Consider the following 13,131-nt stretch of genomic DNA (forward strand, 5'->3'; position numbering starts at 1 on the left):
CAGCTCACAACGCTAACTTTCACTGGTCGATGCGACTTGCCATCGCCATGTATCTACCATCATATCTTTCAGACTTTTTTGTGCTTGCCAGCCTAATTCAAGTCGTGCTTTTTCAGCACTCGCCCAAAAGGCCGCCAAATCACCTTCTCTACGCGGTGCGAATTGATAAGGTACTGCTACTCCAGTTGCTTCGACAAAAGCATCCACCATTTCTTTAACAGATACGCCTTTTCCAGTCCCGAGATTATAGTAACTAATACCCGTATCACTTAATTTTTTAAGCGCCATGCGATGCCCCTGCGCTAAATCCATCACATGCAAATAGTCGCGCACACAGGTTCCATCTACTGTCGGGTAATCATTGCCATAGATTAAAAGCTCTGGGAGTAAGCCTGCAGCTACTTGGCTTATATAAGGCATTAAATTGTTTGGCACCCCTTGTGGGGATTCACCTATGCGTCCGGAAGGATGTGCACCAATAGGATTAAAATAGCGCAAAATCACAATTGACCACTGCGGGTCACTGACATTCAAATCTTCTAGAATTTTTTCAACAATAGCTTTGGAAGAGCCATAGGGACTGCAAGAGCTTCCCCTCTCTGTTACTTCCAGATAAGGCGGAGTTGCTTCTAAACCATACACAGTGGCCGATGAGCTAAAAATCAAACGCTTTATGCCTGCTTTATTCATCGCATTACAAAGGCATATAGTTCCATAGACATTTGTATCATAATAAGCGAGAGGTTGTACTACGCTTTCGCCGACAGCTTTAAGGCCTGCACAATGAATCACAGCACTGACATTATGCTTTTTAAATATGGACGTTAGTAACGCGCTATCTCGAACATCCCCTTGATAAAATAGCGCCTGCTTCTTAGTGATCAATTTAATACGATTAATGACGGACTGGTCGCTGTTTGAAAGGTTATCTATGATAACAACTTGATGACCTGCCTCAAGCAGCTCCACAACGATATGTGAACCAATATAGCCGGCACCACCTGTTACTAAAATCATATATTGTCTTAATCAGTAAGCATTTGCATGCTTAAAGCCTTTAAAAACAGTCATCACAATGATTTTCAAATCTAGCCATAATGACCAGTTATCAATGTACCAAAGATCGTATTCGACGCGCCGCTCCATTTTTTGCAGCGTATCAGTTTCACCGCGCAAGCCATTCACCTGTGCCCAGCCAGTAATACCTGGCTTCACTTTATGGCGTCGCATGTAAGATTCGACTAGTTCTTTATATTGCTCATTATGGGCCAGAGCGTGTGGGCGTGGGCCTACTATCGACATTCTTCCCTGAAGTACATTATAAAATTGCGGTAGTTCATCTAGGGAAGTACGACGTAGGAAGGCACCTACTTTGGTGATACGGCTATCATTCTTTTTCGCCTGCGTTACTTTTCCATCGTTTTCATCGTGCACATACATAGAGCGAAATTTATAGACTTTAAAACGACGTCCGTTAGATCCCTCTCGGTACTGCTTAAACAGAATAGGACCAGGAGACGTCACTTTAATTGCCAAGGCAATCATGATACATACCGGCAAAATTAGCAGTGAGATCAACGCGCCGATCAAAATATCTTCCGATCGCTTAATGAATCGCGACATACCGCTCATAGGAGAAACGCTAAGATCTATAGCGTAATGTCCCGCTACTTCTGACATACGATGATTAAGAAGGTGCATATCCTGAAATGCAGGAATAAAGCGAACTTCTGCGGTGTGATTGCGTAGCGCGTAAAATAATGTACGTACAGTATTGCCCATTTCTAGTGGAACACAAATCCATACTTCCCGGGCATGAGACTCATCGATACGGCGTGCTATACGTTCGATACAAGCTTCATTTATAGGCGTTTTAATGCGTTCAACACCAGCGATAGTATGCCCTTCCCAGGAAGCACTGCGAATGCCCTTAGCCACATCAAGCACATTCTGGCTTGGCCCCACTAAAAATACAGGACGCCTAGCGCCGCCGCGCAAGCGCACATGCTGTAATCCAAGCTGAACTAGCGAGCGAATTCCACCAGCCATTAAAAATGAGAGCGCTAACGTTAAACCAACCCAAAATCGAGAGTAACGCTCTGCAGCATGGGCAAAGTAAATAAGCGATGCAGCCGTAATACCCACTGCCACCCACACTATCAATAAGTTACCGATCATTTGCAGTATAGACGTAACACGCCAAGCACGATAGCTATTGGCCATGCTGTTAATAACAAGCACTAACAACGCCATACAGATCAGTGCCAACATGTAGCGTTCGTGCAACACAAATGTGTTAAAACGAGCGTAGTAGGCAATAAATCCGCTTAAAAATATTGATAGAACATCCAACCCTGGAAGCACTATTTGCGGGGGATAACGGTCAGAAAAAATCATTGATAGTTGTTTTTTCTTCACACTTCTAACTCCACTATAAAACCGTCATATTTAATTATAAGCCAATCTAAAAAAACTACTCAGCTAAAATTTTTTACACTTAAAAGAAAGAAGATCATATATAAAAACTATAAAGAAAAGAGGATAGTAAATAAAATACCGCTTTATCAATTTAGGTTCATCGTACATTCGATATAGCCAACGTAAATTCAAGCGATCTGCCCACGCAGGGTAATAATTTACACCACTGCTGGCTGTTTGATGAAGAAAGCCACCGCAAGTGAACGCTGTGCCCTTCCAGCCAGTTGCTTTTAGATCAGCAATAAAACGCTCCTGGGCAGGAGCGCCCATTCCAACCACCACAATGTCAGGCGCTAATTCATAAAGCTCGCGTAAAAAATTTTCTCGTTCAACTGGCGTGTCAAAAAAGCCATGCCGAAGTCCTGCAAATTTTAAGCCTGGATATAACGCTTTAAATGATAAACTTGCTTTCTCTACGACTCCTGGTTCTGAGCCAATGATATAAATTGATAGTTTTTTTTGCTGAGCATAATGAAATATACGAGGGGCAAGTGAAGTCATATCAAAACTAACACGTTCAAATTTCTTACCTGTTAGCTGCATTGCTTTAGCAAACAAAATACCATCACAGTAGAAACTGTCTATCTTATTATATAACTCTAGCTCTTTACGCATGATAAGATACGAGTAGGGATTTAGAAAGCTAACCAAGCGAGCAGCTTCTTTTCTTTCCATTACATCGTCTGAAAAATGGTTTTTTACTTTATTTATTAACATAAAACTACTCACAATAGGTACACTTAGCCACAAACTCTCTTGTCACAACAACTGCACTGACAAAAAAGAGCAGTGTAGAAAAATCATTATACTGAAGAAATGTATTAATAAAAAACGACGATACCAACAGCAGTGTCAAACTAGCTAGCAGTGGTAAAAAAATATCAAATTTAGCATAACAAATAAAATTGAATGCGGTTTTCGATGATAAAATATAGAGCCTTGCTAGAACAACGAAATAAACAGCTAAATAGAGCATTAACCCTAGAATACCTAATTCAACAAAAATCTGAATATAGGCATTATGAAAATGTGGCACATTATAGTTGACAAATTGAGGAATTGTTTGAGCATAATCTGCAGCATGCTCCGTTCCCATATATCCCTGATACCCCCAACCTAACAAAACATTTTGCAGTGCGACCTCTATACCCCAGCCCCATAGCAATGTCCTACCTGTAAGGGTCGGATCACGCCCCAATAGAGACAACAACTGCTCACCTGCTAAGATAAACGTCAACACTGCTGTCAGAGGTACTAACAATACAATTGCAATAAATACCCCTAAACTGAATCGATAATAAAGCATCGATTTAATACAGCTGTAGATAACAACACCTATAACAAGTAAACCAATAGCAGCCGAAGAACCTGATAATATAGAAAAAATAGCAAACATAGTACAACCTGCTATGCGTCCTACTCCCCGCTTTAGCGACATGCAAAGCAAAAACCCAAACACAGCATATAATCCAGCCGTTATTTTATGGTTAAACAAGCCGCGCAGAGGCTGGGTCCCCAATAACGTTTCACGTCCATGCGGATCATAATACAGAACACCAGAATACCCCATTATATATAACACAACACTACACGCTACCATTATAAAAATAGCGCGATAAATGATAGTTACTACACGAGATATCGGGTATTCATTTACTAACCAAACACAAAATAAAAAATTAAGTGCTAATACGCCAGCATAAGAAATTGTATTAACAGCATCACTACTCCACAAAAAAGAAACTATACTTAACAACACTATCGCCAATAAGCTTATAAATAGAATATTCCATTTTTTTAACACTGCTCCAGGCCTTAGCACTAAGAAAAAAAGTGTCAAGAGGTATAGCGCTAACCATGAGAAAAGGAATGAACTAGATATTTCGTCAGTATCCTCTAACCTAGGGTATGGGATAAGCAAGTTCGCTAAAAGCCCCATTGTAGAGGCAATATACACAAGTGCAAAAATAGCTTTAAACAATTCAAAAAATTTATGTAACGACAACATCAGCTATTACCAGCTCGTTTACTAGCAAATGTTGTTAATAATTTTTTATATACTCTATAAACGCCATTCATCAAAAACGAGGGTATTATAAAAAGAATTAAAAACATTAGCTTCTTTTTTATAGAAATATTTGATAAATCACTTATTGCTTTAATCTCTTTAACTGCTTTTAGCTTTTCTCCCGACCTTAGTAATTTCAGCACCACAAAATAAAAGTAAAAATTATCAAATGCCTCAGGCGTTATTCGATATTTATTTTCAATAATCCATTTACTTGAATATTCAGCCGACTCTCCTTTGTCAGTTGGTCTTGTCGATGACCCCCAGTAAATTGCAGTGCCTTGCACATCAACCATATTAAATTCAAAACCAGCTTCATAAAGTGATAAACAAAGGTCGTAATCTTGATGACGTTTATAACTTTCATTAAAACCAATATCATCGAAAAAAAACTTTGGGATTGCAAGAGTAGAAGTCTGCATTATCTCAAAATCATTAAATAGATAATTTGATATGTCCTCTTCTTTTCCTAAGGGCCTGGAAGGCACAATTTTTTCAAGTTTATCATCAAACCACACTTGCGCTTTATTATAAAAAACAGCTTTTGGATTATTTACTTTCTCAATGCTAGTTTTAATGGCGTTAAGCTTTCCAGCTAGAAAAACATCATCTGAATCTAACAGCAATACCCACTGCGCTTTAGCTGCCTTGCCTCCTTGGTTTCTAGTCTGTGCAGCATTGGACTTAAAATCATTTCTTATAATTGATACTTTATCTGAATCAAGAGCGGCAATAGCATCAGATATTTCTTGGATATTATCACTAAAATCATCAACTATAATAACTTCTTCAACAAGATCTCCTTGTGAAAGTGCACTTTTCACTGCGCGAACAAGCTCTTCTACTCTTTTATAATTAGGAATGACCACGGAAAAAAAGCTAATGTTATTCATATTTTTTACTTATCAAAGAAATTTAAAATTTTATTTTTCTGTTGCTCAAACGCCAACTCTAATTTATCTTCAATAATCGTCCTATTTTCCTCTACAAATATTAAATGTTTGACAATATCATCTTTACTATTTACATCAAAAATTAAATCACCTAGATTAGCAGCATCAAAAATACCTGTTATTTTGATGTGTTTATCTTTATCAATTATAGGAATTGGTATTGCGCCTTTCGAGGCAGCAAAAAGAAGAACATGCAACCTGTTACTTAACACGTAACTTGCTTTGCTATATGTATCAAAAATTTTAGAACCATCATCAAGGCTATCAAAAATGACATGCTTAACATTACTATCAATTTTATCTGCTAGCGCTTGATTATGCGGAGCATCACTAGTCACTTGTGAAACCGCTAACATAGGCTTGCCTTTGAAGTGGCTAGCAGCAGCAATTAAAGTAGGAGCTAGTTCTAGGTTTTCAGTATCATCTGATAACGTTTTTTCCCGAAAACTAATAATAACCGGACCTTCATGATGACTTGCTGGTGATTTATCCTTTTCCAGCAGGAAAGCCATATCAGGACAATATTCTAGATTCTTAATTCCTATTTTTTTAGCATAACTAATTGAGATATATTCACGAGCAGTATAAGCCTTGAAAAAAAGTGACTGGAGCCGTTCTATTTTTCCAGATATTGGCCTATAAGGGCCTAGGGAGGCGCCTAACCGTGAAATCTTCACGCCGGAGAACTTCATTAAAATATAGCAGAAAAGAGTTATCGTTTTTTTTACTACACCGCCATCATTACCGTAAAAATGACCTGGCTTAAGATAGAATGAGACTTTTTCCCCTTTCAAAGATAAAAATAGCATAGACAACACATAAAGCGGATAGGACTTTTCAGTTTTCGAAGAATTAACAGACTCCAACATGCCACGATAATTGCTAGAGCAGCCTCGAATATTTATATTTAAGCTACCTCTATTTGATAGCTCTTTAAGTAGTAACGTATTGATGACTAAATCCCCTAGATTGTCAGCCTGGGTATTAGCAACATAAAAAATGTGATGAGACATTAAAAGTACCTTAAAAATTATTAACAGCTAGCCTTTTATATAACTATCAAAGTCTGCTAAAAAAACAGTTCTACAACCTTGGTGGCACCCATTGAAAATTAGCCAGCGTCCACATTTGCTCCATGCAGGATGAGGATCAACTCTCCACTCTTGATTACTACCTGAGTATTCAGGCAGCACATCAATTTGCACTAAATTCTCAGATTTATTTTTCAAAGTATCAATGACTCTAATCGGCACATGACGCCCATCTTTAGAGAGCACTTCACTTGGATAAGCATCTGTGATGATAAATCGTTGCGAAGGATCCATTGTTGGATGTCCTGAACCTATATGACTCGGTGCAAGCGTCTCTTTATGAATACCATCTGCCGTTATTTTAACAAATTTCAATGCAAACTGAGGAACAAAAAAACGCTGCCCCAGTTTTTGGGCTATTTTCTCTAAAGCTCTGACAGCTTTAGTTAAGTACACATTTTTACGTGGTGATATCAAGTTCATAATCACTGAATTCGAATCTGGACACCATGTTGGGTGGTGGCCACCTGCCCATTCACTCGGCGAAACGACCAAACAAATATCGGACCCATCAGCATTGAATGTTATTAAGTAGTTTTTTGTTCTCGACCGCCCTTCTGCTGATCCGTTAGGCATCCAGCGTAGTATAAACATAATCTTTTTATCATCTGGGCTGTACTTTGCGTGAAAGCCATAACACCCACCATTCTCTAGATCTAGCTCCTTAAAATCTTTCTCTAGCGCAGTATATATATCGTAAAAGCTAAGTAATAGATGTGTCTTCTTGCTTTCAGTAGATGTGACATACAAACCATCATCTTTTGGAAAGCCAACATTATATTTTCTAGATGAGGGGGGAATATGTGTACCGTACCCGGGTTGTACTCTATTAATGCGATTCAAACAGGGAGATATAAAATGCTCACCACTATTCTTTACGAAATAAACTGAGCCTGTATAAGCTTTCTCTGAATCAGTGCTTAACGAATATTTGACTGCATATGGAGACCAATTTTCTGTATCCATTCTATTAAAGAATAGATCATCATCTGTAGCCCCCCACTGTACGTGTGCACCAACCTGCGTGTCCCATGCCTGAGTCAATGTGCGATATATATACTCGCCACTTGATAACTCAATAATACACACATTAGCATAATCGCCATGCTTAGGCATTGATGTGTCTGACGTGAACTCTGTCACTGCTAAAAAGCGGCCACTTGGGCTTATTGCAGATGTGTCATAAAAACGATGTATTGAAGGTTTTTTTGTATCAAGCGGTGCGTAAATAGGTACGATTGACTCGACACTTTTATATCTAAATTCAGCGGAAACCATATCAGTCCCTATTCAGTAATTTCACTTTCAAGCCGTTCAACACGTCGCTTCTTTTCACTTGCTTAGTGCCAAAGAGCGAAATAATTGTTGGATCAACGCCGATGCGCTTACGAATAAATATTACTGCAAGTAAGTTCCACATTACTTTTGAAATAATAAAACTAATGGCTGCACCATTGATTCCCATATAGTGAGCAAAAATTGGAAGCAGCATTAAAGAAATAATCAAGCTACCACCCTGAAACGTAATTTGCAGCCAATGCATACCCGATAATTGAAACAATAGTACTGTTGAACCGGTCAAAGCATTAATAAGCATTCCTACAACTAACAATCTCATTAATACATCGTACTCAACATAAGAAGAATCAAAAATCAACATGAAGTATGGTGCGAAAACAAGCATTATCAAGCATGCTACCAATGTCGGTATGCTTAATAAAAAAATGGCAGCATTACATTCTAACTGAAGGTTCTTGATATTTTTTTCTGCAACCGCCTTTGATAATTTAGGTGCTACCACTAACGAAATGGTCATAAGAAAAAGATTGATCAATTCAGCTGTTTTTAACGCTGCGAAAAAAGCCCCTACCACTTCATTTTCAAAAATCCTACCAATAACAATTGTATAAAGGTATAAATCGGCGCCTGATATAACAGCAACTAGTGTTAAACCTGCACTTGTACTCAGCCATGATTTTACTTTAAATTTTGGCTTGAACTGCCTAAGATCACTTGCTCCTTTAGAAATTAACAAGATATGTAACACGACAATAACAAAAAGTATTGATGCCATGACCAAAAACACAGCTAATAGCCTATTATATTCTACATACCAACTTACTATTGCTATAAATAAACAAATAACTAAAATACGCCAAATTAAGTCTCTAGTAGCAATTGCTAACAATGTACGATTTTGAACGCGAAGTGCGCCAATTGTTGACTGACTGAATGAATACAGGAAGCATAAGACAGCACAATAAATTACCACTTCACTAGCCGCACTTCTATCTTGATAATATAGTGTTAAAAATAAAACTATTGAAACCAACAGCGCTATAAGAGCAGTAGTCACAAAGGAAAAATAATAAACTCCTTTCTCAAGGCTTTTATCTTTATGAACTTGTGCGGCGGGTATTTCTTTAACTATCAGCATTTGCTGCCCAAAGCCACCCACTAATGCCGCTAACATTGCAGCACTAAAAAAGTAGCTAAAAACACCAAAATCGTTCGCAGTCATATACCTAGCCACTATCGCAAATAGCAAGTAGCTTGAAAATGCTGCTGTTACCTTCACTAGAAAAGCTAGCCCAGAGCTTACTATCGTATTGTTAAGCAATTTTTTTTTGATCACGGTATTCTCGTTAGCTTGTACTTAAGAGTCGTTTTCTAAACTGGTTCGTACGAGCTGGATAAAACTTAGTAAAAAGGCCGCACCGATAGCTAATAGAGTACTAAGTAGACCTCCTACGATGAGAATGAAAAACTTTCCAGGACCGACAGGCTCTATGCTTTTGGAGGCAATATGTACAATGCTGCCAGGGATTAGGTTTGCCAAATTTGTACGTATTTCATTTGCTTGTATTGAATAGCGAGCTATTAACTCTGCTGTCATAGGATTATTTGAGTTACTTAATGACTCGATAGATTGCTGTATATTTTCCAATTGCGCTTCTAAAATACCACGATGTTTTTCTATCTTTTCGTGCTGATCAGTAGAAACCCTATCTAACAGTTGTTTATGGAACGAGGCAATCTCATCCGCTAGACCTACTTCTGCTTGTGTTGCTAAACGTAATAATATGGTGTCTTTTGGTGCATTTACTTTAATCTCAAAAGGCATCGACGTTAGCTCATGGCCATCTAAATATTCGACCACTAGCGAGTCTAAGTAAACATTGTTAGTTTTTGCTATTAATGACTGCATTGACTCTATAGCAATATTTGGTGCAGTTTCTGCTGACTGGTAAACCGACGTGTACTGATAGCTGCGTGGCATTATCAGAGCGTAGCTTAGCGTGGCTAAGATAGCTAAAATGAAAATACTTATCACTAATACCTTTTTCTTAACTAAGATTTTAATCAAGTCAACCAATGTTATTTCTTGACTTCGATCTTCATATTTAGGCGTTTTAGCGCTCACTTTTCTCTCCATCTTTATTTATATGCTTGCTGTGCTTATCTTTAAGCAAATTTTTTTACAAGTGTAATGTACTGCAGAGGACAACGTTGATAATAATTATCGTTTATAACAACTACTGCCAAGTACTTCTTTTAGCCACGCTACCGCCCAGGGATTACCGGACGCCTTCCCTTGCCCAACTCATCAGCTTGTATGGCTACCTATAACGTCTGACCTATGAATCGTTTTCACAATTCTTTGCTACGCCACCACTATGTTTTGCTTGTTACCACTATGTTTTGCTTGTTACCACTATGTTTTGCTTGTTACCACTATGTTTTGCTTGTTACCACTATGTTTTGCTTGTTACCACTATGTTTTGCTTGTTACCACTATGCTTTGCTTGCTACCACTATGCTTCCAGCTACGAACCATGACATCACTTACACGCCATTTTGTCACTTGTCCTATGTTCACGCCCTCTAGGCGTCCATTTCTCTTCTACCGGCTTTTACGACTGTTTTTTGTTGATATCACTTATTTTTATTTTGTTCTTTGAACTTGCGGTTACCTAACTAGATTACTTAATCCTCATAATTATTGGGCAACCCTATTTGTTTAAGCCGTTGTTTCACCGAGGGGCAATAAAGTTTGCCTATCATACCTGTTTGATGGCTGCTATGTAACTCAGCTTAGTTAGATCTTTTAACGTGTTCTAACACCCCGTTACCATAAGCACTCTATTCAAAACTCTGTATATTACGCTAAAACGGGGCTTGTTCCTAAAGCTCAGACAAAAGTAACCCAGCCATCAAGTGCTTCATATAGAATTTTGGACATGCGTATTGGGTCGCATATGAAAATAAGTCAGCCACAAAAAAACCGGCCTCAAAGAGGCCGGTTCTATTCTACTTACAGGGGTTACTACCTGCTAAGCATGGCTAAGGCCAAGCTTAGAAGTGGTAACGTGCGCCTGTCAGGTAGTATACGTCATCGCCGTCAGCACTGATTTCAGAGTCACGGCCATCAAGAGTAACGTTGATGGACTGCTGGTCAGCTTGGTTCAACTCCAGGAACACGTCGAAGTTGCTGGAAACTTTGTAGTAAGAACCCAGAGACCAAGCAGTACGGTCGTCGTCTTGGCCATCAGGATCTACGTTGTAGATATCAGCAGCGAATGCCCAAGGACCAGTGGTGTAAGTACCACCCAGACCGACGGTGTCGTAGCCGCCACCAAGAGTGTCGCTGTTTTCACGACCTTCATAACCTAAACGAAGAGACAGCTGATCATTTACGGCGTAAGAACCGATCAGACCACCCAGCATTTCGCCGTTACCGCCGCCACGTACTACGTCGTCAACAAAACCCAGACCTACAGTGATCGGGCCTTGCTCGTAGCGTACGCCACCCTGTGCAGCAACTACGTTGCCTTCATCACGAACCGGCTCAAGTTCGCCACGCTCGCTGTAGTGTTTCAGCTGCAGGAAGGCAGTCCAGCCTTGTAGATCAGGCGTGTAGTAACCGATAGAGTCGCCACGCGACTGTTTCGGGTGACCAGAGAACTCTAGACCACGATCGATGTAAACATCGAACGGCAGAGAAACAAACTGGTTGTAGAAGCTGTCGAAGTTACCGGCTTGTACAGTACCGTACTGCTTGCTCTGTACGCCCAGGTAGCTCTGACGAATTTCAGTGAAGCCAGAATCGGTGTAACGCTCGTCGCCTTTAAAGCGCCACTCTAAACGACCGAAAGCGGTCAGGTCAGAGTTAACTTCGTGGCTCATGCGCAGGCCAAGACGAGAGTAGACATCAACGAATTCTTCGCTGTTGTCGATTTTTTTGTCAGCGTCGTTGTACTCGGGGCCGCCACCAGCGATACCCATGGCGATACGGCCATAGACGTCGAGTTTGGTGCCGTCTTGGTCATAGACGGTAGCTGCTTGAGCGGCAGCAGAGGCACCGAGGGCGCCAATGATAGCAGTCGCTAAAAGTGTCTTTTTCATGATGTAGGTTCCTTAACTAGCTTACTGTTTCGATCGTTTCTACAGACTTGTCATAAAATTATTATGAAGCCTGCAGTTGGCTTGTGGGCCATGCTCTTTTTTCCATCCTCCGGTTTTTCCCGGTGGTATGCGGCATGTCCTCAATCAAGCCTTGTTATAGTCCAATGCTCGCAGATCAAACTCTATACTGGGATTCCAGTGAACGCAATAGAAAAAAACAGTGTTTTTTTACGATTTGCCTTATTTTAAGGAACCCACGGGGCGTTGACTGGTCTCAGTGCTCGGTAAATTTTTGTTGCAAGCCTCTTAATTTATCTTCAAGGCTAAGCGGTTTTGTTAATTCGTCTTTTTTGGGGCTTTTTTCATTTCCGCCGTCATTCCCACCATGGCTAGGCGCTGATTGAGGCAAAGATGCTGCTTTGTTAGGCACTTGCGGTGGCTGTCGTTTCGACGGGCGTGCTGCAGGCGTTGGCGTATGTTTACCCTGGCTTTGTTTACCCTGGCTTTGTTTGCGCCGCTCATTGGCATGTCGCGCCGCTTCTTTATCAACGGTGCCTGCGGAATTTCCATCTAAATCTATTCGCTCAGCGCCTTCCCGCATTGATTTTATATACCGAGGGAGATTTACATAATTCGCAAGCGTGCGACGAATTAATTTTCCTGACCACGGTTCACGCTGAGCAAGGTCTTGATGAATACCTACTTTTAACGGCTTTGTGTGACCGGTAAAAAATGCTTTAGGGTAGCGTTCATACCACTGATTAAGAAGTGACTGGGGGGACGGCGGCGGAGAAGCATCTTTGGCGGCCGATGCTTCATCAACCATCGGCAACTCTAGCTCGTGATGCGTTTCAGATAGCTGCTTAGCGTCAGATAACTGTTTAGCCTCGGGTGATTGCTGGGACAGTTCTTGAAATAGATCTTGAGATAGATCTTGAGACGGCCCTTCCGACGGTACTGAGCGGTGTGTAGGCTGCGAAGGCGGTAAGCACTGCTGTACCTGAGCAGACAATTGCTGTCTAAGCGTATCGTTCTCTTCACGCAGCGTACTCAGCTCGGCTTTAGTCTGTTCAAGTCGCGCTTCCAGTGCTTCTAATAGCTCTAATACACTTGCGGCCATACCCCCTCCTTTGCG

General features: G+C 40.4%; 11 protein-coding genes. All 11 read right to left on the minus strand.

Annotated elements, in window-relative coordinates; translation table 11 throughout:
• Nucleotides 1-12: 12 nt before the first annotated feature.
• The 11 genes from galE to K1Y77_RS11350 all read right to left on the minus strand — a co-directional run bounded on the left by galE (nucleotide 13) and on the right by K1Y77_RS11350 (nucleotide 13,116).
• Nucleotides 13-1,017, minus strand: coding sequence for a UDP-glucose 4-epimerase GalE (gene galE / locus K1Y77_RS11300; protein ID WP_264428524.1), 1,005 nt, complete (start codon nucleotides 1,015-1,017; stop codon nucleotides 13-15).
• Nucleotides 1,018-1,029: 12 nt separating this feature from the next.
• Complete coding sequence (locus tag K1Y77_RS11305) at nucleotides 1,030-2,397, minus strand: undecaprenyl-phosphate glucose phosphotransferase (protein WP_264431470.1); 1,368 nt, start codon at nucleotides 2,395-2,397, stop codon at nucleotides 1,030-1,032.
• Nucleotides 2,398-2,481: 84 nt separating this feature from the next.
• On the minus strand, nucleotides 2,482-3,195 hold the full coding sequence (locus K1Y77_RS11310) for a WecB/TagA/CpsF family glycosyltransferase (protein ID WP_264428525.1): 714 nt from the start codon (nucleotides 3,193-3,195) through the stop codon (nucleotides 2,482-2,484).
• 4 nt (nucleotides 3,196-3,199) lie between these two features.
• The gene (locus tag K1Y77_RS11315) at nucleotides 3,200-4,486 is read right to left on the minus strand and encodes an O-antigen ligase family protein (RefSeq protein WP_264428528.1); all 1,287 of its coding nucleotides are present in this window, start codon (nucleotides 4,484-4,486) and stop codon (nucleotides 3,200-3,202) included.
• On the minus strand, nucleotides 4,486-5,439 hold the full coding sequence (locus K1Y77_RS11320) for a glycosyltransferase family 2 protein (RefSeq protein WP_264428529.1): 954 nt from the start codon (nucleotides 5,437-5,439) through the stop codon (nucleotides 4,486-4,488). Before K1Y77_RS11320 ends, K1Y77_RS11315 begins: the two co-directional genes overlap by 1 nt.
• A gap of 5 nt (nucleotides 5,440-5,444) precedes the next feature.
• The gene (locus K1Y77_RS11325) at nucleotides 5,445-6,512 is read right to left on the minus strand and encodes a polysaccharide pyruvyl transferase family protein (protein ID WP_264428531.1); all 1,068 of its coding nucleotides are present in this window, start codon (nucleotides 6,510-6,512) and stop codon (nucleotides 5,445-5,447) included.
• Nucleotides 6,513-6,539: 27 nt separating this feature from the next.
• Entirely contained in the window at nucleotides 6,540-7,868 is a 1,329-nt protein-coding gene (locus tag K1Y77_RS11330; protein ID WP_264428533.1) for a hypothetical protein, read from the minus strand.
• Between the two features lies 1 nt (nucleotide 7,869).
• On the minus strand, nucleotides 7,870-9,225 hold the full coding sequence (locus tag K1Y77_RS11335) for a lipopolysaccharide biosynthesis protein (protein ID WP_264428534.1): 1,356 nt from the start codon (nucleotides 9,223-9,225) through the stop codon (nucleotides 7,870-7,872).
• A 21-nt stretch (nucleotides 9,226-9,246) separates the two neighbouring features.
• Nucleotides 9,247-10,014 carry a Wzz/FepE/Etk N-terminal domain-containing protein gene (locus K1Y77_RS11340; protein ID WP_264428536.1) on the minus strand — a complete coding sequence of 256 codons (768 nt, stop codon included), beginning with the start codon at nucleotides 10,012-10,014 and terminating at the stop codon, nucleotides 9,247-9,249.
• Nucleotides 10,015-10,946: 932 nt separating this feature from the next.
• On the minus strand, nucleotides 10,947-11,996 hold the full coding sequence (locus K1Y77_RS11345) for a porin (RefSeq protein ID WP_264428538.1): 1,050 nt from the start codon (nucleotides 11,994-11,996) through the stop codon (nucleotides 10,947-10,949).
• Between the two features lie 274 nt (nucleotides 11,997-12,270).
• A complete protein-coding gene (locus K1Y77_RS11350) occupies nucleotides 12,271-13,116 on the minus strand; it encodes a ProQ/FINO family protein (RefSeq protein WP_264428540.1) in 846 nt (281 codons plus the stop codon).
• Between the last annotated feature and the right edge of the window lie 15 nt (nucleotides 13,117-13,131).

Source organism: Halomonas qaidamensis, from assembly GCF_025917315.1.
GTDB classification, from domain to species: domain Bacteria; phylum Pseudomonadota; class Gammaproteobacteria; order Pseudomonadales; family Halomonadaceae; genus Vreelandella; species Vreelandella qaidamensis.